22 protein-coding genes are annotated in these 22,106 nt (G+C 60.6%); 18 read left to right on the top strand and 4 right to left on the bottom strand.

The window, feature by feature from the left end:
* Position 1 precedes the first annotated feature (1 nt).
* The 8 genes from A4F85_RS06890 (at position 2) to A4F85_RS06855 (ending at position 10,111) form a co-directional block, all read left to right on the top strand.
* Positions 2 to 1,453 carry a TIGR03752 family integrating conjugative element protein gene (locus tag A4F85_RS06890; RefSeq protein WP_063326123.1) on the top strand — a complete coding sequence of 484 codons (1,452 nt, stop codon included), beginning with the start codon at positions 2 to 4 and terminating at the stop codon, positions 1,451 to 1,453.
* Positions 1,440 to 1,967, top strand: coding sequence for a TIGR03751 family conjugal transfer lipoprotein (locus A4F85_RS06885; RefSeq protein ID WP_063326122.1), 528 nt, complete (start codon positions 1,440 to 1,442; stop codon positions 1,965 to 1,967). The genes A4F85_RS06890 and A4F85_RS06885 overlap by 14 nt, the downstream gene beginning before the upstream one ends.
* Positions 1,967 to 4,912 carry a conjugative transfer ATPase gene (locus tag A4F85_RS06880; protein ID WP_197485461.1) on the top strand — a complete coding sequence of 982 codons (2,946 nt, stop codon included), beginning with the start codon at positions 1,967 to 1,969 and terminating at the stop codon, positions 4,910 to 4,912. The genes A4F85_RS06885 and A4F85_RS06880 overlap by 1 nt, the downstream gene beginning before the upstream one ends.
* Positions 4,909 to 5,337 (top strand): TIGR03757 family integrating conjugative element protein, encoded by a 429-nt coding sequence (locus tag A4F85_RS06875; RefSeq protein ID WP_063326121.1) that lies wholly within the window; start codon positions 4,909 to 4,911, stop codon positions 5,335 to 5,337. Before A4F85_RS06880 ends, A4F85_RS06875 begins: the two co-directional genes overlap by 4 nt.
* A gap of 71 nt (positions 5,338 to 5,408) precedes the next feature.
* Positions 5,409 to 6,638 (top strand): TraU family protein, encoded by a 1,230-nt coding sequence (locus A4F85_RS06870; protein ID WP_063326120.1) that lies wholly within the window; start codon positions 5,409 to 5,411, stop codon positions 6,636 to 6,638.
* Positions 6,639 to 6,648: 10 nt separating this feature from the next.
* Entirely contained in the window at positions 6,649 to 8,031 is a 1,383-nt protein-coding gene (locus tag A4F85_RS06865; RefSeq protein ID WP_063326119.1) for an integrating conjugative element protein, read from the top strand.
* 80 nt (positions 8,032 to 8,111) lie between these two features.
* Complete coding sequence (locus A4F85_RS06860) at positions 8,112 to 8,453, top strand: hypothetical protein (protein WP_063326118.1); 342 nt, start codon at positions 8,112 to 8,114, stop codon at positions 8,451 to 8,453.
* 14 nt (positions 8,454 to 8,467) lie between these two features.
* Positions 8,468 to 10,111 (top strand): conjugal transfer protein TraG N-terminal domain-containing protein, encoded by a 1,644-nt coding sequence (locus A4F85_RS06855; protein ID WP_063326117.1) that lies wholly within the window; start codon positions 8,468 to 8,470, stop codon positions 10,109 to 10,111.
* 4 nt (positions 10,112 to 10,115) lie between these two features.
* On the opposite strand, the gene A4F85_RS30435 is transcribed toward A4F85_RS06855, so the two are convergent.
* Positions 10,116 to 10,385, bottom strand: a complete 270-nt coding sequence (locus tag A4F85_RS30435; protein ID WP_156516977.1) for a hypothetical protein — start codon at positions 10,383 to 10,385, stop codon at positions 10,116 to 10,118.
* Between the two features lie 217 nt (positions 10,386 to 10,602).
* On the opposite strand from A4F85_RS30435, the gene A4F85_RS30430 reads away from it, so the two are divergent.
* The gene (locus tag A4F85_RS30430; protein ID WP_156516976.1) at positions 10,603 to 11,169 is read left to right on the top strand and encodes a hypothetical protein; all 567 of its coding nucleotides are present in this window, start codon (positions 10,603 to 10,605) and stop codon (positions 11,167 to 11,169) included.
* A gap of 4 nt (positions 11,170 to 11,173) precedes the next feature.
* Here the strand turns inward: A4F85_RS30430 and A4F85_RS06850 are convergent, their stop codons facing one another.
* Positions 11,174 to 12,469 carry a Y-family DNA polymerase gene (locus tag A4F85_RS06850; protein WP_063326116.1) on the bottom strand — a complete coding sequence of 432 codons (1,296 nt, stop codon included), beginning with the start codon at positions 12,467 to 12,469 and terminating at the stop codon, positions 11,174 to 11,176.
* A gap of 15 nt (positions 12,470 to 12,484) precedes the next feature.
* Entirely contained in the window at positions 12,485 to 12,931 is a 447-nt protein-coding gene (locus A4F85_RS29410; protein WP_082848148.1) for a LexA family protein, read from the bottom strand.
* A gap of 152 nt (positions 12,932 to 13,083) precedes the next feature.
* On the opposite strand from A4F85_RS29410, the gene A4F85_RS06845 reads away from it, so the two are divergent.
* Complete coding sequence (locus A4F85_RS06845; RefSeq protein ID WP_063327899.1) at positions 13,084 to 13,881, top strand: SprT-like domain-containing protein; 798 nt, start codon at positions 13,084 to 13,086, stop codon at positions 13,879 to 13,881.
* Here A4F85_RS06845 and A4F85_RS29405 read toward each other — a convergent pair.
* A complete protein-coding gene (locus A4F85_RS29405) occupies positions 13,878 to 14,882 on the bottom strand; it encodes a tyrosine-type recombinase/integrase (protein ID WP_231890475.1) in 1,005 nt (334 codons plus the stop codon). The genes A4F85_RS06845 and A4F85_RS29405 overlap by 4 nt on opposite strands.
* 181 nt (positions 14,883 to 15,063) lie before the next feature.
* Here A4F85_RS29405 and A4F85_RS06835 point away from each other — a divergent pair, with 181 nt between their 5' ends.
* From A4F85_RS06835 to A4F85_RS30420, 8 genes are read left to right on the top strand one after another with little or no spacing between them, the layout of a single operon-like run.
* On the top strand, positions 15,064 to 15,852 hold the full coding sequence (locus tag A4F85_RS06835) for a DsbC family protein (protein ID WP_063326114.1): 789 nt from the start codon (positions 15,064 to 15,066) through the stop codon (positions 15,850 to 15,852).
* Positions 15,849 to 16,736: a hypothetical protein gene (locus A4F85_RS29400; protein ID WP_082848147.1), complete on the top strand. Its 888-nt coding sequence runs from the start codon at positions 15,849 to 15,851 to the stop codon at positions 16,734 to 16,736. The genes A4F85_RS06835 and A4F85_RS29400 overlap by 4 nt, the downstream gene beginning before the upstream one ends.
* 11 nt (positions 16,737 to 16,747) lie before the next feature.
* Positions 16,748 to 17,284 (top strand): lytic transglycosylase domain-containing protein, encoded by a 537-nt coding sequence (locus tag A4F85_RS06825; RefSeq protein WP_231890474.1) that lies wholly within the window; start codon positions 16,748 to 16,750, stop codon positions 17,282 to 17,284.
* A 14-nt stretch (positions 17,285 to 17,298) separates the two neighbouring features.
* Positions 17,299 to 17,514, top strand: a complete 216-nt coding sequence (locus A4F85_RS30425) for a hypothetical protein (protein WP_156516974.1) — start codon at positions 17,299 to 17,301, stop codon at positions 17,512 to 17,514.
* Between the two features lie 17 nt (positions 17,515 to 17,531).
* Positions 17,532 to 18,341 (top strand): TcpQ domain-containing protein, encoded by an 810-nt coding sequence (locus tag A4F85_RS06820; protein WP_231890473.1) that lies wholly within the window; start codon positions 17,532 to 17,534, stop codon positions 18,339 to 18,341.
* Positions 18,331 to 20,073, top strand: a complete 1,743-nt coding sequence (locus A4F85_RS06815; RefSeq protein WP_063326112.1) for a secretin N-terminal domain-containing protein — start codon at positions 18,331 to 18,333, stop codon at positions 20,071 to 20,073. Before A4F85_RS06820 ends, A4F85_RS06815 begins: the two co-directional genes overlap by 11 nt.
* The gene (locus A4F85_RS06810; RefSeq protein WP_063326111.1) at positions 20,066 to 20,698 is read left to right on the top strand and encodes a hypothetical protein; all 633 of its coding nucleotides are present in this window, start codon (positions 20,066 to 20,068) and stop codon (positions 20,696 to 20,698) included. Before A4F85_RS06815 ends, A4F85_RS06810 begins: the two co-directional genes overlap by 8 nt.
* Complete coding sequence (locus tag A4F85_RS30420) at positions 20,634 to 22,103, top strand: type 4b pilus protein PilO2 (protein ID WP_156516973.1); 1,470 nt, start codon at positions 20,634 to 20,636, stop codon at positions 22,101 to 22,103. Before A4F85_RS06810 ends, A4F85_RS30420 begins: the two co-directional genes overlap by 65 nt.
* The last annotated feature ends 3 nt before the right edge of the window (positions 22,104 to 22,106 follow it).

Raw genomic sequence — 22,106 nt, 5'->3', positions numbered from 1 at the left:
CATGGCTGTTCCAAGAAACAAACTCATCCCCATACTCGGGGCTCTCACACTGGCGGGCGTGGTCAGCATCGTCTTCATGGGCCGCAGCGCGCCACCGGCTGCCGCACCGATGGCTGCTGTGCCCTTGCCGGCCACGGCCGGCGCGGACGAAGACACGGCAGCCGAGACCCTGGCCACGGTGGCAGCAAGCAATCGAGAGCTCCGCACCGATATCCAGAAGGTGATCCAGGCCAACGAGCAGCTTGCCCGCGAAAACCGTGAAATGCAGCAGCGCATGACGATGAATGGAGCACCTGCAGCAGCGAGTTCTTCGCCTTCTGCGCCTGCCACAACCACGGGTTCCGGGCAGCCTGGTGCTGGCCCCGTCGATGTGATCGCCAATGCCTGGGGCAACGCTTCCGATGCCTTTGGCAACATCGGTGCCTCTCGCCCTGCAGGTGCTTCGCAGCCGCCTCTTCAAGGCTCGTATGGCACAGGCGCCGGGTCGGCGTTCGACATGGGCGGCTCCGGGTCGGGCTACGAGGTGCTTGCGCCCATGGGCTACACCAAGCAGACCAGCACGGCCAATGGCAAGTCCACCACGCGCTACGTGCGTGCGCCGGGAGCAGCTGAGGTGGCCCCCGGCCCGGCAGGCCAGGGCGGCTCCGCAACGCGCGCAGCGCAGGCTGCAGCAGCCGTCAAGCCTGAACCCGAGCCCTACTACACCCTTCCCGAGAACTCGACGCTGGCCGGCGTGACGGCCATGACCAGCCTCATCGGCCGCGTGCCCGTGAACGGCCGCGTGACTGATCCCATGCAGTTCAAAGCCATGGTGGGGCGCGACAACCTGGCTGCCAACGGTTGGGAGCTGCCCGAGGACCTGGCCGGAATGATCATCACCGGAGTGGCAATTGGCGATATGGCCCTGTCATGCACCGAGGGCAAGGTGCGCAGCATGACGTTTGTCTTCAACGACGGCGCCATCCGCACGGTGTCTGCGCGCCGCAGCGGCTCATCGACCAGCGGCGGCCTGTCCTCGGGATCGAATGCCGATCTGGGCTTCATCAGTGACCTGCACGGCAACCCCTGCATCCAGGGCAAGTTCGTGACCAATGCGCCCACCTATCTCACGGACATCATCGGCGCCAAGGGCCTGGGCGTCGCGGCCGAGGCGCTGGCACAGGCACAGACCACCACGCTCAACCGCGGCGACTCGACCTCAGCCTCGGTCACGGGCAACGCCGGCAGCTTCGCCCTGGGCCGCATGGGGTCAGCGGCCACCGAAGAGCTCACGCGCTGGCTCACCGAGCGCCTCAAGAGCAGTTTTGACGCCGTGGTGACGCCATCCGGCGCCCAGCTGGTCGTCCATCTGGACCGCGAGATCCAGATCGACAAGCCCGTCAATCCCCGCAAGGTCGTGCACCGCACTCAAGCCACCAATGCCCTGTCAGGATCCCGCTATGGCCTCGAATAAGCTTTTCCCCATCACCCGACTCCTGGCCTGTGTCCTGGCTGCCTCCACCCTCGTCGGTTGTTCTGTCACAGGCCCACGCGAATCACCGCTCAAGGAAGTCACCAAGGACAGCCCGACGCTGCTGGACATCTACCGTGGCAAGAACCTGCCCGGCCAGGCAGTCGCCCAGGGGGCTGAGCAGGGGGCCAGGCAGGCCTCGGCCAAGGAGACCGCACGCGACAGGCTGGAACGCGATTCGCAGGCCCGCCCCATCGCCCACGGCGACGGCGGCACTGCCCGCTACTGGTCGGCGCTGGAGCCCATGCAGCAGCGCTTCGCGCGTGTCGCCAATCCTGACCTGGTCATGGTCGTCTACCCACACCTGGCCAAGGGCAAATACCCGGTGCCGGGCTATGTGACGGTCTTCCCCATGTACGAGTCCACCGAGTACGCCATGCCCGGCGAGTCAACCGAGGATCTGCAGCGCGGCCGCGCAGCATTCAGTGGCCGCGCCGGCGGCGGGGAGGCCCGTTGATGAACATCCTCGATCTGATTCTGGGTGGCAAGGCCAAGACTTTGTCCACCCCGTCGAATCCGTCCACCTCGGCGCCCCCGGCTGGCCAAGCTGCAAGTGATGTGCCCGCCCCTGCAGCTGAGCGACCGATGACCGTGGGGGACCGCCAGCGCATGGCGCAGCGCCCGCCCTCCTTCACCGAGATGCTCCCCTACGTCACCTACTCGCCAGGCGAGCAGGTGTTCGTGATGCGCGACGGCGCCACCTGGGGCGCCATGTTCGAGCTCGATCCGGTGGCCACCGAGGCCCAGCCGCTGAGCTATCTGCAAGAGCGCTGCGACAAGGTGCGCGAGGCGATCACGGCCCTGCCCGAATCCGACACCACGCCCTGGATCGTGCAGTGGTTTGTCAATGACGACCGCAACATCGAGCAGCTGCAACAGCACCTCCATGACTACGTGCTGAGCCAGCACAAGGACAACCCGGCGCGGGGTCAGGAGGTGATCAATTCCGCGTACACCCAGTCGGTGCTCCAGGAGTTCCGCAAGCACCTGGAGCAGGCCTCGCGGCCCCAGGGCCTGTTCACCGACACGCAAGTCACGGGCCAGGTCTGGCGCGGCCAGCAGCGGCGTGTGCGCTGCTGCATCTACCGCAAGTTCACAGGTGCCACGTCCGAACCAGGATCGCCCCAGCAGCAGATGGAAGCCGTGGCTACGACCCTCATGGCCACCTTCAACGAGGCGGGCATCGCCGCCCGGCGCTGCGACGGCAAGGACTTCTACGAATGGCTGCTGCCCTTCTTCAACCGCGATGTGCCGTGGGCGCCGACACCGGGAGAACTTCTCAAGACCTACCCCTACCCCGGTCCTAAGCCGGCCACCATGTTCGACTGGGATCTGGCCGAATCGCTATCCCTGTCCCAGCCGCGCGCCGACCATGCTGGCGGCTATTTCGAGTTCGATGGAGTTCCTGTGAAGGCGCTGACGCTCCAGAACATGCGCAGCGAGCCGAGCATCGGGCATTTCTCGGCAGAAACGCAGACGGGCAAGGAGTCCTTCGCCAGGTTCGACCGACTGCCCGCCGGCTCCATGCTTTCGATGACCGTGGTGATCTCGCGCCAGGATCAGGTCGAGCAGCAGATCACGCGCATCCGCGACAAGTCGCGTGCCCACACGCCCCAGGCCATGGAGACACACGCAGAGTGCGAGCGTGTGCTGCACCACATGATCGGCAATCGGGACAAGCTTTTCCCGATGATGATGACCCTGTACCTCACCGGCCGCGACAAAGCTGAACTGGACAAAGCCGTCACTGAGGCCAATGCGCTGCTGGGGCCATCCGGCCTGCGCTTCATCGATCCACGTCAGGACCTGGTGCCGCTGGACACGTTCATGCGGGCTCTGCCGTTCAACTTCGATGTGGACTTTGACAAGAAGTACCTGAGCCGTTCTCGCCTGACATTCGCCAGCCACATCGCCGCGCTGATGCCTGTCTACGGCCGCTCGCGGGGCACGCCCCACCCGGGTTTCTGGTTCTGGAACCGGGGCGGCGAGCCACTTTGGATCGATCCCCTGAACAAGCGCGACCGCAAGAAGAACGCCCACATGCTCACGCTCGGGCCGACCGGCGCGGGCAAGTCCGCGACGCTGAACTACCTGGCCATGATGACCATGGCCATCCACCGGCCGCGTATGGTGATTGTCGATGCCGGCGAATCCTTCGATCTGCTGGTGGCCGACATGGCGGCCAAGGGCCTCAGCGTGCACCGCGTGACTCTCTCGCCTGACTGCCAGGAGTCTCTGCCGCCATTCGTGCATGGCTTCAAGCTGCTGGAAGACCAGGACATCATGGGTTCCTACCATGCCGCCGAGGAGCGCGCCCGTGCCTCGGCCGGCGTCGAGGTCGATGAGGCTGCAGATGGGACGCCCTTGATGGCCTCCGTCGAGAACGCGCTGAGCACCCCTGCCCTGGCGCCGGCCCATCCGGCAGCTGCGGCGACCGCAGAGACGGAGGAGGATGAGGAAGACGAGAAGCGCGACTTCATGGGCGAGATGCTGATTTCGGCCATCCTCATGATCACCGGCGGCGAAAAGGCAGAAGTCGATCGCATGTCGCGTGCTGACCGCTACCTGGTATCGCGCGCCATCATCCGGGCTGCCGTCCGGGCCAAGGAGGAGCAACGCAAGCACCCCTTGACTCAGGACGTGGCCCTGGAGCTCATGGCCATGCAACGCGCCCCCTCGTTGTCCTCGCAACGGCAGAGCCGCGCCGAGGACATGGGCCAGGCCATGATGTCCTTCACCATGGGCCTGCGCGGCACGCTGTTCAATTCCTATGGCGGCGACTGGCCTGATGCCGATGTGACGCTCGTGGAAATGGGAACCCTCACAAAGGATGGCTACGGCGATGCCCTGGCCCTGGCCTACTCCAGCCTGATTGACTCTGTGCAGTCGCGCGGCGAGAAGTACCAGGCCGAGGGCCGGCCCCTGGTCAAGCTGACCGACGAGGGCCACTTGATCACCACGAATGAGTTGCTCGGCCCCAAGCTGGCCAAGGCCACGAAGATGTGGCGCAAGCTCTCCATCTGGTTCTGGCTCGCCACCCAGAACCTGCGCGACTTCCCTGACTCCATGGAGCGCGTGCTCTCCATGTGCGAATTCTGGATGCTGTTGACGATGGACAAGTCGGAGATCCAGGAAGTAGCGCGTTTCCGAAACCTCACGCCAGAACAGCGGGCCATGATGGAATCCGCAAAGAAGGAGCCGCCCAAGTACACCGAGGGCGTGCTGATCAGCGCGCTGGGTCAATGGCTGTTCCGCAATGTGCCTCCGGCGCTGCCTATCGCCCTGGCCATGACAGAAGGCCATGAGAAAGCCCAGCGGCGCCGGATCATGGAAGAGCATGGCTGCAGCATGGTCGAGGCCGCATACAAGGTGGCCGACCAACTGGCGGAGGCGCGGGCATGAAGCAAATCCTTGCCACTTCCCTGCTCAGCATGGCCGCCGCCGGCGCCGCTGCACAAGGTGCTCCCACGGTCACGTCCGTCGAGGTGTTCGCAAACTCGGCCACCCATGTCCGGGCCCAGCAGCACACACCCTACGCGCTGCGCGTTTTCCGGCTCGATGCCATGGCACAGGTGAGCCAGCAGATGAGCATCCGCCTGCCCATGGATGAGGCCCAGGCCAAGGCCTACATGCTGCAGCAGGAGGCCAACATCCGTGCCCGCTACAAGGACCAGATCGTCAATGCTGCCAACGGCATGTCCCTGGCTATCCACTATCGCCTGGACCGCCTGCCTGCGATCGTCATCAACCGCAACTCGGTGATCTATGGCGTGGCAGACGTGGACCACGCCGTGGGCCTGTACCTGCAGTCGAAAGGCCGTCGATGAGCACCACACGTCCCACAAACCGGCGTGGTCGTCGCACCCTCCTCACGTCGATCGCTGCAGCCGTGACATCGATGACCCTGGCGCTGGCCCCTGCTCCCGCCAAAGCCATAACGACGCCCGGCGTCGTCGGCTACACCGCTGCGGCCGCGCCCTCGTGCGTGTCGTACATGGTGGAAGGCGTTTGCTTCTTCCTGCGCTGCAAGCTCACCTTCTGCTGGATCGAGACCAGTATCAAGATCAGCCACTACGTGCCAGACGTGGTTGTCAGCACCTACAACGACCCGTTGATGCACCCCTGGGCCGATCTTGGGACGCTGGTGGCCACCACGCTGACGGCCGCAGGCTCTTCCATCATCGGCCGGACCCTGGATTCGTCCGCTGGAGGCCTGGACACGCCTTCCGCCATGACCAATTACAAGAGCGCCGATGCCATCGGCAACCCAGCCGGCGCGCTGGCTGCCATGGTCGCCGGCGGCAGCGTTTCCATGCCCACCACGCTCACCATTCCGTCCGTCACCGAGCTGGCCAAATTCCCCACGCAGGAGCTACCCAACATCGGCCGCCAGTGGGCATCGGTGCCCAAGGACATTGCGAACACGGTCGCCTCGGACGCCAAGAAGATGCTGGAGGCACCCGCCCAGATGCTGGAGAGCCTGCAGACCATCATGAAGTCCATCCAGGGCATTGGCCAGGTCATCAAGATCGCCGAAACCGTGCAGCAGATCCAGGGCGGGCTGGAAGGCTTCCAGCAGCTGGGCAGCATGGTGTCCGGCGCAACGGGCGGGTCCATGCTTTTTTGCCCTGGCGGCGCCACGCTTTTCGGACTGCACATCCAGACGGAGATCGATGCGCCCTTCTGGCGCGGCGTGCTACCGCTGGAAATGCTGTATCCGCAGTCGTGGGTGCCTGGCCTGGGTGAAGTCGGAAACGGCTACACGCAGACCTGGGGGCCGACCTACCCGCGTACCGGCGAGATCATCCAGTCGCATCCGGTGAAGGCCTCGGCGGTACTGGCTGAGCGGATCGCTTCGATCATCTACAAGTCGGCCCAGCCCCACATCTACACAAAGGTGGAGCCGCCCAGCGGTAGCCATGTCTACTTCGGCGGCCGTGGCCACCAGTGGCAGATGCTGCATCCCAGGCCGGCCTCCTCTTGCCTGACGTTTGGCGGTAACGACTCCCTGTCACTCACGACCTTCGGCGACGGCCAGACAGATCCAGCAGATGGCTACGCCTGGAATCTTTGGCAGCACTACATCTGCTGCCAGCGCCGCGGCATTTTTCTCTTCTCCGTTCCCTGAAGGATCACCGATGACTGCTTCATCTCGCCGGCAGCCCAAGGCGCTGCAGGCCATCTCGTGTGTCGCCTTGGCCTGCGCGCTGACCGCCCTCAGCGTGCCCGCGCAAGCACAGCCCGTTTCGTCCTCCAGCCTGTACTACCGCATGGGCGGCGGCTCGCCCAGCGGCATGGCGCCCAACCGGGGCACCCTGTCCACCCAGCTCAGCGCTGGCGTGCGGGCCAACTATTCCTGCGGCAAGTTCGACATCGGCATGTCCTGGTCCACGCTGATGAACAGCATCCAGAACCTCGGTGCCACGGTCGCCGGGGCTGTGCAGGCCGGCATCGCCGCCCTGCCTCTGTACTTCCTGCAGCGCGCCCAACCGGGGCTGTATCAGCTCTTCCAGAACTTCAGCCAGAAGGCGGATCTGCTGGTCGCCTCCTCACTCAAAAGCTGCGAAGAGATGGAGTCGATGATCAAGTCCGGCAAGGACCCCTACGAGGACTACATCGCCCTGGCGAAGGGCGACGCGTGGAAGATCAAAGCCTCGCTGTCCGGCGACGTGGTGCAGGCCAAGGTGGACATCAACAAGAACGAGGAAGCGCAGAAAAAGGGCCTGGACTGGGTGTTTGGCGCCCGCGCCGGTGGCATCGGCACCGCCCCCATCCAGCCCATTCGTGACCTGGCCGTGGCCGGCTACAACGTGACGATCAATAAGTCGGCCAGCACCATCGCCACGGCCAACTACGGCAGTTCTTCTCTGTCCTCTACGCGCCTGGTCCAGGCCTTCAAGGCTCCCGAGGATCTGGCCAAGTGGAGCACCGAGGTGCTGGGCGACCAGAAGATCTATCTCTGCACCCAGGACGCCAGCTGCCCGAACCCCACAGCCACTGTCACCGCCACAGGCCTGGCGCCGAAGTACGAGCAGGAGCTCGAAGGCGTGCTGCCCACTATGCGGACGCTCTCCATGGCAGAGACTGCCAGCCAGGCTGACCTGGCCAAGGTCAGCGCGCCGGGCATGGCGGTGAGCCCCCAACTCATGGATGCCGTGCGCAAGCTGCCCACGGACATGCGCTCGGTTGCCGTGAATCGCCTGTCCCAGGAGATCGCCATGCACAAGGTCATCGACAAGGCGCTGATCGCGCGCAACGCGCTGATCTCGGGCATGAGTCTGCCCCAGGCCACGGCCGCAAAGCAGGTGAACAACGAAGTGCAGCAGCGCATCGACCGGCTGACGCAGTACATCGACGACATGATGTTTGAGTTCAGGATTCGCAAGGAAATGACCGGCGACACAGCGCTGGCGATCATGCAGAACCAGCTGGCGGCTGGCGCGGCTGCAGCAGGCGCCGCCAGCGGTGGTCGCGCTGACCGTGCTCCTCTGGTCGATGGCCACGTGGGAGCTCCGCGATGATTCAAGACACTCACGACATCGATGTCCAGAGTGCTGAGCAGGCCAAAACACAGCGCGCCCCTTGGTGGCTTCGGGGCTGGATGCCCTGGCTCCTTTGTGCGATCGGCCTGCTGGCCATCGCCACGCTCGTGGCCAGCGTGTTGATTCGCCTGGCCCCTGACCAGGTGCTGGAGCTCATGGCCTGGTTTCGCAACGCTTCCCGCCTGGGCGCCATAGGCCAGACCCTCGTGTGCATCTGGATCGTTGCGCGCTGGCGGCGTGTGGTGGCATGGGGACGGCGCCGTGGCTTTGTCAGCAAGGCAGAGCACCGCGAGATCCTCCTGATGCGCTGGCGCGCGGCCGGCTTCCTGGCCCTCTATCTCATCGCCCTGCCCATCGGGCCTGGCAACCTTGGCCGGGCAGTGCTCGGCTGGTTCAACTGATCCCGGAGCGAGTCATGCAGCTCGATAGCTATCTGGAGCTTTTTACGACCATGTACGGTTGGGCGTTCGCCAACCTGATCGGCGAGATCATCGTGGGCACCGGCCTGGTGGCCCTGCCCTTCGCGCTTATCGTCTTCCGCACCTGGCATGAGGCCAAGGACCGCGGCCAAGGCTTTGAGGGTGTGAGGTCCCTGCTGGAGTCCGTCCAGACCCGGATCATCACGGCCTTGTTCGTGATGTCCATGTGCTTCGCCACCACGCCCATCACGTCGCTGCACAACGTCAACATGACCTATGTGCCTGCTCGCAGCTTCGACGGTTCGGAACCCCAGGCGGTGTCGCTCAAGGGCGGGACCAGGTCGGGCTATGACACAGCCATGGCAGATGCCGTCAATGGTTCATTCAGCAAGGCTGGCAACCTGTCGTATGTGCCGCTGTGGTGGTACTCGACCATGGCCATCAGTTCCGGCGTCAATGGTGCGTTCCGCGCCGGCCTGAGCAATGCCGGGCGCGACCTCCGCATGATCGAGGACATGGCCAGGATGGCGACGATCGAAGATCCAGGCCTGCTCTATGACCTGCAGCGCTTCTACTCGGAGTGCTTCATCCCTGCGCGCAGCCAGTACCTGGCAATGGACAAGAGCAAGATTTCTCCGACCGGCAAAGCCCTGCTGGCCGAGGGCAGCGGCTACGGGCCGACCGATGTGGACTGGGTCGGCAGCCAGTTCTTCCGTACCGAGGCAGGCTTCTATCCGAACATGCGCTCCTACAACCCGGTGCCAGGCTGGGCAATCGATTTCTCGCGTGACGTGGAGTACATCCAGACGCCGGCACCTGAAGGCACGCCAGAGCATGGCTACGTCAACCCAGATTGGGGGCGACCAACATGCACGCAATGGTGGGAGTCCGCGTCGACCGGCCTGCGCGATCGCCTGATCAACAACACCAGCACCTGGAAAAACCTGACCCAAAAGGTTCAGAACACGCTGACCTTCGCCAATGCGGACGAAGCAAAGGACAGCGTTGCGCGGCTGGGGTTTGAGAAGGCCAATCCCACATTCGTATCACCAGATCGGATCATGGGTGACGACTACGGTACTGCAACCAATATCGGCAGGTCCATCGTCGGGGCGGCGAGCACATTCGGTGTGGCAAATAAAGCTCTGGAAGCCTCTCTAGCCATGATTCCTCTGCTCAACGCGTTGCCCATGGTGCAGGCCTTGGTATTAATGGCGCTCTACACGTTTCTACCGCTGATCGTTTTTCTCAGCGGCTACGACCTAAAAATGATGCTCATCGGAGCGATGGCAATTTTTACGGTGAAGTTCTGGGCTGTGATGTGGTTTATTGCGAGATGGATTGATGCGAGGCTTATAGAGGCCATGTATCCGGGATTTTCAGGTTCTGCCATCATGCAAGAAATCACCCAAGTATTTAGTTCCGGGCAACCACAACTATATAAGCGGATGATATTAAATATACTCTTGTTATTTCTCTTTATAGGTCTTCCAGTGATTTGGACGAGTATGATGACCTGGATTGGTTATAATATGACCGCAGGCATAGACGATATAAAAGGTGGTGGCCACATGGCCAACAGCGCAGCACAAAGCTCAAAAGCCGGTGGAGGAAAAATTGCCAGAAAGATTGGTCGATGATCTTTCAGCGTTTATCTTCAAAATTCCAGTATTGAGCTACTTCGGCTGCGCCACACTCACCGGAACCAAAAGCTTGAATTGCGCTGTTTCTATCAACGATAGTTGGCTTTTGATGTTCCGGCTCTGTCTCGTTACCAAAATCGTCGTGGGAATCCGAGATAAAAGCAGTCAACGCCTTACCTATGGAAAACAAAACCAAACCACCAATAATGATGAAAATTTTCCAAGAAAATTTAAGTGTGGCTGCAAAAAATCGGTAGGTGTACGTAAGCATCGGTTCCTCAAGCTAGAGCGTAGTGTGATCACATGGAAGCAACCGTGCGGCACAAAGCCCAGAACGTATACTTCGTGAAGCTATAGCTCCACTGCTAAGGAGAACCTTAGCCTCCAAGTCCGTCGGTGACGCCAACGGTTGACACATCGTAACGTTAGAGCTTGGTCTTGTAAAGTCTCGAGCTCGGTCCACTCTAGTCACAACGCCCAAAAATTTCATGTCCATCAACAAGTTTCTTAGACTCGCAACTCTTATAGCCGTCTCTGCCATGTGCTCCACACCTATAGCGCGCGCTGCAGCTGGCAGTGCGGAGTGGGCGCCTATGCGATTGGCAGTTTTCAACAGTGTTGAGTTTCAGTCCACGGCAACTCAGGAAGATCGTGAAATACTTTCGAAAGTTTGGAGCAAAGAACTTGCCGCCGTGAGAAGAGATGCAAGTGGAGTCTTTCCTGCTTTTGCACTAGTTGGTGATGTCAGAAATGGAAGTAAAAGAATTATCTTCTCCATGTTCGACACAGCCGGTAGTGATCAATGCTCAGATGCTGAAAACGGCGCTAGTGCACATGATATCTATGTTCGATGCAAGATGAAGATTTTACCTTGGCCAACTACTACTTCCGGGACTGCTGCAGTTCTTAACGGATATTGTAAAATTTCTAGTGCAGATCAAGCGAAAAATAGAATAGAATATCTTTACGATGCCTTGCATCAAGCCATTCATTTGCGCACCATTCAGTATGGAAAAATTGTGCAAGAATGCAATAAAACCTTGAAGCTTGGTTGATTAATCAAGCACGTACCAACGGGATTTCAGAAATTTCAGTTGTATATCTTGGAGTGCGGCGTTCTTGACGCATATCCCAAGATTTATTCGACTGCTGTTGTCCCGTACTTGCGACGTGCACCGTACCCTTACCAAAGCGATTATTGATTGCATCGACTGCACTCATCAATTTACTTTGATCTCGGCAAGGTGCTACCTCAATCGGCAGTTCGCGTTGCACTGCGTCGGGTCCAGTGATATCAAGCAGAATTACGCCAGCTTTGACCAAGTCATAGCCTGGCTCATATATAGCGCGTGCACCACAAACGGCCGCCGAGACGAGTTTTCGAGTGTCGGCTGTGGGTCGCAGCGGGACTACCATGGAACGATTGAAGCGCGGCCCAGGCCGGTGCGGTGAAGTGTGCGCGAAAACCTGAAGCTGGCCGGCCAAACCATCCTGCATCCGTAACTTCTCAGCAGCGCGAGTCGCGTACTCGCTCACCGCTTCGAGCAGCTGCTGCAACTCGCTCACCGGCCGGCCGAAAGATCGTGTGCATGCGATTGTCTGTTTTGGTGCCGGCGCCGCATCCATCTCGATGCAGGCGTGCCCACGCAGTTCGCGTATCGTGCGCTCCAGGGTGACGCTCCAGCGCCTGCGGACCATGGCCAAGTCCATCTGCGCAAGCTCCCAGGCCGAGAGCACGCCGACATCGGCCAGGTCAGCAGCAATGCGTCTGCCCACCCCCCAGACGTCTGCTGCAGCCGTGGCACGTAGCAGCTGCTGCAGGCGCTCTGGAGACTGTTCTGCAAGGTTGCAGATCCTGGCCAAGTCGCCGGGATAGCTGCCCGGCGTGCGCTCCGCTGTCTTGGCGATATGGTTTGCCAATTTCGATAGGGTTTTGGTGGGAGCGATGCCCACGCAGCACGGGATGCCCACCCACTGCAAGATGCGCTCTCGCACCGCTGCGGCGCGGCCGCTCAAGTCTCGTATCCCCTCCAGCCCCCCGATGAAGGACTCGTCAATCGAGTAGATCTCCTGCGTGGGACCTAAGCCTGCAGCGATGCTCATCATCCGGTCGCTCATATCGCCATAAAGCGCGAAGTTCGCTGAGAGCGCAACGAGCCCATGGGTGTGCTGGAGATGTCGGAATTCAAACCACGGCTGCCCCATCTTGACGCCAATGGCTTTTGCCTCGTTCGACCTGGCGATAGCGCATCCATCATTGTTCGAGAGCACCACCACCGGCAGGCTCACCAGCGAGGGGCGGAACACCCTCTCGCACGAGACATAAAAATTGTTGCCGTCGATGAGCGCGAACATTGGACAACCTGCAGGTTATGCCCGAAAGCGCTTGATGCATGCGGTGACCACGCCCCAAATCACCAAGGTCTGACCGTCCCTGGGCACGATGTCTGGGTAGGTCGCATTCGCCGCCTGCAGGCGGATGTTGCCCCCGGCACAGTGAAGGCGTTTGACCGTGAAATCGTTGTCTACAACGCCAACAACGATGTGGCGATGCTGAGGTTTGATCGCTCGATCTACAAGGATCAGATCTCCGTCATCTATCCCGTCTTCGCACATTGAGCTACCGGCAACACGCAGCAGAAAGGTCGCCTGGGGATGGGTGATGAGCGTGCTTGTGAGGTCAATTCGCTTGCCACCGAAGTCGGCCGCAGGCGACGGAAACCCCGCTCGGATGCAAGTATCGCCGGCGATAACGTAGCAGGCAGCCTCACTGAGCTGGACGGGTGGCCCTGGGGGGAGCAAGTGAGCGTTGGTCATGGGTTCCACCGATACTGTAATTATGTACAGTATACGGCGCTCTGCCGAGATTTAGAGGGTCTCCCTGGCCGCAGCCGCTGGATATCTGGTCAGTTCATATTTGTATTGCACATACAAAAATGCTTGCCGCCAATCCTGCCTCACCCATCGTTCTGCCAGCAGCTGCACTGCCCCTGCGCGCCACGCCCCCTTGTGCGGCCTACTCCGAGCTGCAGCAGGCGTACGAGCACTTCAACCAGCGCCTGTTCGACGATGCCCTGCCCCATTGCCTGATCACGCTGCAGCGGGAAAAACGCACCTGCGGGTACTTCTCGGCCGCGCGCTTTGCGTCGCTGGACGGCAGCACCACGGACGAGATCGCCCTGAATCCCGCCTATTTCGCGGCCGTGCCGCTCATCGAGACGCTGCAGACCCTGGTGCACGAGATGTCCCATCTATGGCAGCACCACTTCGGCAAGCCGGGCCGGGGGCGCTACCACAACGAGGAGTGGGCCGCAAAGATGGAAGCGATCGACTTGATGCCGTCATCTACCAGCCGGCCCGGAGGCAAGCGTACGGGCGACATGATGGGCGACTACGCCATCGCAGGCGGCCCCTTCCTCCGGGCATGCGAGCAGTTGCTGACGGACAGCTTCCAGATCAGTTGGTACGACCGTTTTCCTGCAATCGAACACGTGCTCAGCGGCCAGTGGAGCATGGCCACGCAGCTGGAGGGAATGGCCGGCACGACGCCCCCAATGGCGACCGTGCCCGCCTTGGCGGAGGCAGTGCGGCCGGTGGGCCAAACGGTGGCCACAGCCGCCGGCGGACCAGACGCGGTACAGCCGATGAACAAATCCAACCGCATCAAATACAGCTGCACTGGCTGTACTGACCAGATCAGCGTTTGGGGCAAGCCAGGGCTCAAGCTCATCTGCGGCGAATGCCAGGCCGCATTCGTAGACCGCTAGGCCTTTCGGTGTGTGTTGCCCCAGCGATGAAATGGTGTGTATGTCTCACCGCGGGGATGATGCTGACGGACCAGTTCATGGTCATCCAAGCCGAGCCTGGACACATAGATGGTGGTCGTCTCCAGTCGCTGGTGCCCCAGAAGAAGCCGAATAGCGTCGAGGGGCGCCCGGCCTTGGTAGAGGTGTGTAGCAAAGGTATGGCGCAAACTGTGGGGAGTGAGGTCTAGACCGCATGCGGCCGCGTGCTTTCGCACCATCCGCCACAACTGAATGTACTGATAGTCAGGATAGCGCCCGCTGGACACGAACAGGCGTTTTGAGGCCTGCGGGACGTGCCCACCACGACGCAGAATCATTGGGCGCGCACTTTTGTAGTGTGCAATCCACTCCAATGCGGGCTCCCCTAAAATCACCAGACGCTCCTTCATCCCTTTTCCCATAAGCCTCATGCAACGGCCTTGTAGAGGAAGATCACGCGGCAAGCCCAAAAGCTCGGCAGCGCGCAGCCCTGCCCCGTACAGGAGTTCGAGGATCGCACGGTCACGAATGCCCTCTATCGTCTTGATGTCAGGGAGTTCAAGAAATCTCCGCATCTGGGCTGCGCTGGGCACACTAGAAGGAAGTCGAGACGGCGCACGTGCGGGTAGCCAAATCCGTGCAATGTCTATGTCCACGTTCTTGCCAACCATGAGCTCGGCTTTGGCCCACTTGTAGAGCCGCCGCAGGCACCATCGCTTCTTGCGAAATGTGGATGCAAAAAGCGTGTCTTTTGCATACTGCAGGTACGCCTGGAGATCGCCCGGGAGAATTGCATCCCAGGCACGACCAGTTGTCTCAAGAGACCATTTGTTGAAGGCACAAACTTCAACTTGAAGCGTTGTTATTGTCGTTTCCGACAATCCCTCGACCAGAAAGACGTCGGTCAAAAAATCTTCGAACCGGGAATCCCAGCCCTCATGTCGGAGCTTGCCCTGGTGCATCCAGGGATCTTTTCTATCCATGCTGTCCTCAAGTGGCGGGCCAGCACGGATGGCGTAGAGAGCCGTCCCTGCTGGCGAGACGCACACCTCGACGCGCCAAATTCTAGAGCAAAAAAAAATCCAAAAGTCAAGCGTAAAACGTTCGGTATGTATCGAACGTTTTACGCTGGAGTGTCCGAGGAGGGCTGCATACAGTGCGCCCATGCCTACCCACCCCCCTCATTTTTCGTGCGCAAGTCTGGTACGCACGGCCCTGCCCGCTGCTGTTGCTGCAGCTTTCCTCACTGTCTGCACAACGTCTTTGGCTGAGGGTGTCTCAGAAAAAGTAGCAGGACAGTTGAGGGCAGCGATTTCTGCCAATACCGGCAACTCGGTCCGAGTTGACGAGATCAGAACCACGCCAATCAAAGGCATCTACGAGGTGCTTTCGGAGGGGGAAATATTTTACGCCGATGAAACAGGTCGTTACAGTTTCATAGGTGGATCACTGATGGACTTGAAGCAGCGCGTGGACCTCACCGCACGAGTCCAGGACAAGCGAATGGCCATCCCGTTCGATCAGCTGCCGCTCAAACACGCGATCAAGGAAGTACACGGCAATGGCAGCCGGTTGATGGCAGTTTTTGAAGATCCGAACTGCCCCATCTGCAGGGTGTTCACGAAGTTCGTTGACCAGATCGATGACGTGACGGTCTACCAGTTCATGCTCCCGGTCATAAGCCCGCAGAGCCAGAGTCTCGCGCGCATGGCGTGGTGCTCTCCTGACCGTGCCGGGGTCTGGAAGGCGATGATGGACGGCGCCAGGCCAAAACTGTCCGAGGCATGCAATGTCGATGGCCTGGTAGAGATCTTGCGGACCGGCGAGCGCTACCAGATCAACAACACACCCACCGTGGTCCTTGCCAGCGGCAAGCGGCTTGTTGGCGCCACCCCTCCCGAGCAATTCCTGGAAGAGCTCGAAAAAGGCGGGCGCGTTGGGGGTCGCAAATGAGGCTGTTGAGATTTGTTACGGACTGGCGCAAACGCTCTCCGCTCACGCTCGTCCTCGTTCCCGTGGTCGCACTTGCAGCCATCGTCAGTGCGGCTGACATCGTCACAGCGATTCAGAACTCACCGAATGCGAGCCCATGGCTCAAGCAGAACGCCCAGGCGGTTGCCAATCTTGCGATCAACGTCGAAAGCCGCGGAGATACCAACGCATACAACGGCAGCTGCTGCTATGGCGTCCTGCAGATGAATCAGGAAAACATTGCCAAATATGCGCGTGTGCCGCCTGAAAAATACCGACAGCAAAGCCTTCAACAACAGATTGATGCGTGGTCGGCTCTGACAACAGATGCCATGAAGTCCAGTGTCGTTAGAGATCTACTGGCTCTGGGTACGTTCGATGGCCGCCCCGTGGATGGAAACCTGGTGCTGGCCTGCGTTCAGCTGGGCATTGGCAACTGCCGAAGGATGATCAATTCAGGCCGTTGCTCTGGCTTCGCCGACAGCAACGGGACCACGATCTGTGGCATGGCGGATCGAATGGCCGGCGGCACAGGAACTTCGCCCGGTGGGAATGGTGGGACCGGTGGGGGGACCAATCCTGGCACGGGTGGAGGCAGCGGTGGTTGGAAGCCCATTCCCGAAGTGCCCGTTGCTCAAAGCCTCGAAGAAGGGTTCCGGCAGGCCTCGGGTCAGAGCATGGGCAACGTGCGCAAGACCATCCTTACCATCGGCATCGGCGCCACTGCGGTGATTGTGGGCTCAGCCTTGCTGGCCGTATGGCGCCGCTATGCGAAGGGTGGATTGGCCGTCGACCAGTTTTCACGCCATGCTTTGCAGGCTGGGCTCCTCCTTGCATTCATCGCGCTTGCGATGACGGTCGCATGAGCTGGCTCCCAATGATCAAGCTGGCAGCAGCCATTGGGCTCACCGCCCTGGTCGGCTTCGGGGCGCATGCAAGCACGCTCGACTGCCTGCGAGGCCACAAGACCAACGCCCACTGCCGGCAGATGCTCCAGAACTACTGGCAGCACGAACGAGCTATCACCGCCGTAGCGCTGCACTACGGTCTGGAGCCCGCTCTGCTCAAGGCACTGGTTGCCGTCGAGAGCCAATACAACGCCCAGGCACGCTCCCCGGCCAACGCTCGGGGCCTGGCACAGGTTCTCCCAGACACCGCACGAGGTGTCGGCCTCCAAGACGCAGAGAGCAACCTCTACAGCCCCGTGCTGGGCCTTGCCGCCGGCGCCGCATATCTGAGAAAGATGTGGTTCGAGTTCAGGGACTGGCCCCTGGCCCTGGCCGCATACAACGCCGGCCCGGGCGCTGTGCGCAAGCACAAGGGCATCCCGCCCTACCGCGAAACCCAGCTGTACGTGCCCAAGGTGCTCGCGCTGTACCGCGAGTTCGCCCTTGCAGAAGCGGCAATTCGCTGAGCGCTGGAGAAGCCATGTTCCGAGGCAACACACGTCCACTCACCAAGAGCGAAGTCCAGCGTATGGGGTTCGCCAACAACGCGCGTCAGCGCAAGCGACAGCACCGCCGAGCCGCTAAGAGGCTGCTCAAAAGCGGTGGCTTTTTCAACGGCAACAGCATGCGCGGCACCACCTTCCACGCCGTGGCCATGTGGCACTTGGCCCAGGCCCGCGTGCTTGCGCAGCGCTGAGCCAAACAGGAATGAAGATGAAAAAACACATGCTCGGTGCATGCGCCACAGCCGTGGCCATGTCCGTCTCCTTGCCTGCGCTGGCCAACGGTCCCGCAGGTGGCAACGACTCCCGTGATGCATTGCTGCAGGCCCAGGTGGCCATTTCATGGCGTGCCCAGGTGTCTGAGTTCGGCCAGCTGATCGCCCAGCGCATCGGCGTGCCCTATCTCGAAATCTGCCCCACGAATCCGCAGCAACTGGTGCAGGTGGAACAGGGCGACACGGCAAGCATCGGCGATGCCCTGCGCACGGTGAACCAGCAGCTGCAGCCTGGCCAGGTCCTGGAGCTGGCCAGCACCGCTGCAGGCCTGCGGCTTGAGCTCGCAAGGACGAGCCCGCTCAACACAACCTCGGCGCCCTGGAGCGCTGCCGGCGCAGCTGCATCGTCGAGCACTGGCGGGTGTGACCAGGCCAGCGCACAGGAACTTGCTGCGCGCCAAAGCCGTGCTGTCGCCTCGGTCCAGGTCAGCTCTACAGCGACTGGAGCGCATGCGGCTGCGCAACGCTATGTGCTGCACGAGGGCCAGCCAGTGCACGAGCAGCTGCAGAGCTGGGCGCAGGCTGCGGGCTGGAAGCTCATCTGGTATCCGCGCGTGTCGTGGCAAGTCATTTCGAGTTCGGCCTTCAGCGACGACCTCGATGTCGCTTCAGCCGTAGAGGCCGTGGTCACGATCCTCCGGGCCGAGGGCAAGCAGGTCCTGCTGACCGTTGCGGCCGCAAACCAGGTCATGGAAGTCACGTCCACCGACATCACCGCAGAAAGCAAAGACGGCAATGAAGAATAAGCACCTCCCCCAGCGCCTGACCTGTCTCGCCACGGCGATCAGCGTGCTGCTCCTGCAGGGCTGCACGACGATCCAGGAAGCCGAGAAGAACACGAAAGCGGCCAACGACCAGGCCCGTCGACTGTTGGCCGAACGCACACAGATCGCCGCTCCTGCAGGCGTCACGCGCCTGGCAGTTCCGCGCATCGCCGGCAAGGAAATCCGCCTGCACAAAAGCCAGTCGCTGCCGGCAGTTTTCGACAGCGAAATCGCCTACGCCACACATGGCTCGCAAAAGCTCAGCGAGGTCCTGGAAGAGCTCGGCACGCGCATCGGCATCCCGATTGCAGCAACTGAAATCGTCGGCGCGCCGGGTGCAGACCAGGGTCAGCAAGGACAGGCTCAGTCCGCCGGCACCAGGGGCATCAATGGCTTCACACAGGTCGAGCACAACGGATCGGTGAAGGCCTTGCTCAACGATCTGGCCCAACGTAACCAAGCGTCGTGGCGCTATGCCGGCTCACGCAACGTGATCGAGTTCTTCCGCTTCGAGACGCGCACTTTCGACATGAACATCCCGGGCGGCGCCAAGGCGCTGGCAGCATCGATCAGCCTGTCTGCCACCGGCTCGGGCTCCAGCAGTGGAGGCAGCGGGGCCAGTGGTGGCTCGGGCGGCGCTGGAGGCAGTAGCGGCAGCGGCACGGTGTCGGTCACACAGAACCAGCTCATCGATCCATGGACATCGATCATGAGCTCGGTTCAAGCCATCCTGGGAATTCAGGCTGGTACTGCATCGGGCCAAGCACGCAGCACGAATAGCGGATCAGGAATGGCTTCCGCCGGCGGGTCAGCTGGTGGAAATGGCGGTTCAGCGGGGTCCGGGGCTGGAGCATCGAACACCAGGCTAGCCGTGGCTGGCCTGGACGGGTTCGCCTCGGCAACACCGGAGCTCGGGATCGTGACGGTCACCGCCAGGCCGCACAGCCTGCAGCGCATCAGCACCTTGCTCAACTCGATCAACGCACGCTACGCACGCAACGTGATGATCGACCTGACCGTCTACAACGTCACGCTGGCCAAGGAGCAAGCCGCAGGCCTGTCGATGGACCTGGTCTACAAGCAGCTCAACGGCAATGGCGTGAGCCTCGGCGGGACGAGCCCGATCCAGCCATCGAGCGGACAGCCTGGTCGATTCACGGTCAGCTTCGCCGACGCCAATTCCCGGCTCAACGGCACCAAGATCATCGCCGAGGCGCTCAACACGGTCGGCAGCGTGGCGCTGTTCAAGAAAGGCCAGTTCCTGGCCATCAACGGCCAGCCGTCGCCCTTCCAAGTTGTTCAGGACCGCGTCTACACGGCCACGCGCACGACCACGCAGACCGCCAACGTGGGTGCTCAAACGACCGAGCAGAAAACCACCCTCACCACAGGCCTGACGGCCAACGTGGTGCCGCTGATCCTGGGCGACAACCGCATCCTGCTGCAGTACCAGTTTGAACTGAGCTCGGTGACTTCAATGAACCCGGAGGTGGTCAACGGTGTGACCTCGTACTCACCAGAAGTGGCACGGCAGAGCATGCAACAGCAGGCCTTCGTGAAGGATGGAGACGCACTGGTGCTGTTTGGATTCGATTCCGGCAGCGAGGAAGTCAACGACCAGCTGTCCATCGCGGGTGCGAGCAAGCGCGGCCGCGGCGATCGAACGATGTCGGTGATCGTGATGCAGGTCTACGGAGGTCAAAAAAATGGCTAAGCAACGCAATGCCCCCAAGGGCAAGCTCATCGTCGCAGGCCTGGTGGCCGCTGCACTGGTCGTCCTCGCAGGCGCCGGCCTGGCCCAGGAGAAAACGCCGGCCGACCTGGCGGCCGAGAACGAAGTGCAGTTGCAGCTGCTGCAGCAACAGCGGCAGATCCGCGACATGCTGGGCACCGACCCGATCGTGGGCAGCCTCCCAACCGTCGTGTCGGTGATCATTCTCGATGGTAAGAAGACGGCCCGCCTGGCCCTGGCCAACGGCGCCGTGCTGACCTTCTCCGAGGGCGATGAGATCGCTGAGCGCATGACGCTGGCCAGCATCGCGCCGCGCAAGGTCCAGGTCCGGATCGAGCCCCTGCCGAATGCCAAGAGCAAGAAGCCAGTGCCCATGACTCTGGCGTTCAAAGCCGCCAGTTCGCCGGGCGGTGCGGCTGCGCCAGGAATGTCTTGGCCAGGCCAAGGGACAGCGGCCGGCATGCCGGCGGCGCCGCTGGCCATGCCTGCGGGACTGGTCGAAGCGCAGCCCGCGCTGCCCTCGCCCGGCTCGGCCATCTGGAATGGCCCAAATCCCAATCAAATGCCTACGCAAGTCGGCCAGCCGCCTGTGCAAAGCAATCAGTGAGGCGTCACAGATGCTAAAGCGCGCGTTCAAGAAGGCCAGGACTGAGCCAACACTCTCCGCAAGTGAAATCGCACCGGATTCAGTTTTGTCCTCCGGCTTTGATCAGAGCTCAACTCGTATATGGAAAATCGATGGCTATAAATTGGCTCTCGGTTTGACATGGACAGAGGCAGATAATCTTAAGACGGCAAAGCGATTTGTCGGGAAAAATAATGCCTATCTGACTTTGAGCGTCAGTGGTCAGCTGAACGTGGCCAAGGGCGCTTCGCAGATGGCTGGTTGCTTTGCGGGTGCAGCGCTTGTTGCCAGGATCATAGATAATGCACTTATCTTTCAGAAAATAGCAGAAGAAACATTCTGGATATGTCTGATCAAGGATGGTGTTCCTCAGCCGACATTCGATCGAATTGTCTACAACACCGAAGAAGCTAAACAGGCATTCTCGACCGCAGCAGAATATATTCCACAAGATGGCGTGATTGTCGGGGACACGATCAATGCCAGATATACCATTCAAAAGATTATAGAGGCCGCTAAAGAGCTCAAATCCGATGAGTTGCAACAATGTCGTCTACGTAAAAATGGTCTTGATATAAGAAAGATTTTTGCTGCGACCGTCCTTCTGACGGCCGCTGCCGCAGGCTCCTATTTCATAGCGACCCAGCGAGAGAACCTACGCAATGAAGAGCGTCGTTTAGCCGCGCTGAAATCATTGCTACAAACACAGCAAGAAAAGCGAGCCCAGGAGCAACGAATAGCCAATCTGATTCAGCAATACAAAGAAAAAATTGCATCAGAGCAACGAAACTTCGGAATGCAGGGAGTCGCACTCTCGCAGTGGCATGAGTGTGAGCAGATACGCAAGTCGCTGCCATATACATCAATGGGCTATAAGCCAGCGATTTTGAAATGCGATTTCCAAGGAAAAAAAGCAACCGTTGAATGGTCACCCGCAAATTCCCATACACGCATTGCGGACCGCACAAAGCTGCCAGGCATCCTCGATCCACTGAACGCTGAAGGCCCTATCGTCTCCGGTTTTCCACTTGAAACACGATCGATACACGGGGTGCCGGCTGAGAAGGTAGATCCACGAGTCGTCAAGATGACGATTTTGGATTGGTCAGCCCGTAATCTCAAGGCTCTCAAATTCTCGCAGGAAGAGGAAGTCACGCTACGACCTCCCGCAGAAATCAAAGGCTTGGCAGGGGTTAGCGAATACAGATTGGGGAAAAAAATCCAATTGCAACTGAACACCGCCAGCAGCAGTGAGCTCTTGAGCATGACCTGGGCAGTAGAAATATTGAATAAATATCCCATTAACGTCGAGCGCGTTATTTGGAATAATCCGGCAGCGGTGGGCGCACAAGTTAGCGCCTTAACAACGCTCTATATCCTGGAATAGGTC

The sequence above is a fragment of the Delftia sp. GW456-R20 genome (assembly GCF_001622915.1).
Lineage (GTDB): Bacteria > Pseudomonadota > Gammaproteobacteria > Burkholderiales > Burkholderiaceae_C > Comamonas > Comamonas acidovorans.
Note: the sequence above shows the minus strand (reverse complement) of the source record. Positions and strands in the feature narration are given on the sequence as shown.

Excerpts from the sequence above, each read along its gene's own strand:
- A4F85_RS06890 (WP_063326123.1), top strand. The coding sequence starts at position 2 with ATGGCTGTTCCAAGAAACAAACTCATCCCCATACTCGGGGCTCTCACA.
- A4F85_RS06885 (WP_063326122.1), top strand. The coding sequence starts at position 1,440 with ATGGCCTCGAATAAGCTTTTCCCCATCACCCGACTCCTGGCCTGTGTC.
- A4F85_RS06880 (WP_197485461.1), top strand. The coding sequence starts at position 1,967 with ATGAACATCCTCGATCTGATTCTGGGTGGCAAGGCCAAGACTTTGTCC.
- A4F85_RS06875 (WP_063326121.1), top strand. The coding sequence starts at position 4,909 with ATGAAGCAAATCCTTGCCACTTCCCTGCTCAGCATGGCCGCCGCCGGC.
- A4F85_RS06870 (WP_063326120.1), top strand. The coding sequence starts at position 5,409 with ATGACCCTGGCGCTGGCCCCTGCTCCCGCCAAAGCCATAACGACGCCC.
- A4F85_RS06865 (WP_063326119.1), top strand. The coding sequence starts at position 6,649 with ATGACTGCTTCATCTCGCCGGCAGCCCAAGGCGCTGCAGGCCATCTCG.
- A4F85_RS06860 (WP_063326118.1), top strand. The coding sequence starts at position 8,112 with ATGCCCTGGCTCCTTTGTGCGATCGGCCTGCTGGCCATCGCCACGCTC.
- A4F85_RS06855 (WP_063326117.1), top strand. The coding sequence starts at position 8,468 with ATGCAGCTCGATAGCTATCTGGAGCTTTTTACGACCATGTACGGTTGG.
- A4F85_RS30435 (WP_156516977.1), bottom strand. The coding sequence starts at position 10,385 with ATGCTTACGTACACCTACCGATTTTTTGCAGCCACACTTAAATTTTCT.
- A4F85_RS30430 (WP_156516976.1), top strand. The coding sequence starts at position 10,603 with ATGTCCATCAACAAGTTTCTTAGACTCGCAACTCTTATAGCCGTCTCT.
- A4F85_RS06850 (WP_063326116.1), bottom strand. The coding sequence starts at position 12,469 with ATGTTCGCGCTCATCGACGGCAACAATTTTTATGTCTCGTGCGAGAGG.
- A4F85_RS29410 (WP_082848148.1), bottom strand. The coding sequence starts at position 12,931 with ATGACCAACGCTCACTTGCTCCCCCCAGGGCCACCCGTCCAGCTCAGT.
- A4F85_RS29405 (WP_231890475.1), bottom strand. The coding sequence starts at position 14,882 with ATGGATAGAAAAGATCCCTGGATGCACCAGGGCAAGCTCCGACATGAG.
- A4F85_RS06835 (WP_063326114.1), top strand. The coding sequence starts at position 15,064 with ATGCCTACCCACCCCCCTCATTTTTCGTGCGCAAGTCTGGTACGCACG.
- A4F85_RS29400 (WP_082848147.1), top strand. The coding sequence starts at position 15,849 with ATGAGGCTGTTGAGATTTGTTACGGACTGGCGCAAACGCTCTCCGCTC.
- A4F85_RS06825 (WP_231890474.1), top strand. The coding sequence starts at position 16,748 with ATGATCAAGCTGGCAGCAGCCATTGGGCTCACCGCCCTGGTCGGCTTC.
- A4F85_RS30425 (WP_156516974.1), top strand. The coding sequence starts at position 17,299 with ATGTTCCGAGGCAACACACGTCCACTCACCAAGAGCGAAGTCCAGCGT.
- A4F85_RS06820 (WP_231890473.1), top strand. The coding sequence starts at position 17,532 with ATGAAAAAACACATGCTCGGTGCATGCGCCACAGCCGTGGCCATGTCC.
- A4F85_RS06815 (WP_063326112.1), top strand. The coding sequence starts at position 18,331 with ATGAAGAATAAGCACCTCCCCCAGCGCCTGACCTGTCTCGCCACGGCG.
- A4F85_RS06810 (WP_063326111.1), top strand. The coding sequence starts at position 20,066 with ATGGCTAAGCAACGCAATGCCCCCAAGGGCAAGCTCATCGTCGCAGGC.
- A4F85_RS30420 (WP_156516973.1), top strand. The coding sequence starts at position 20,634 with ATGGCCCAAATCCCAATCAAATGCCTACGCAAGTCGGCCAGCCGCCTG.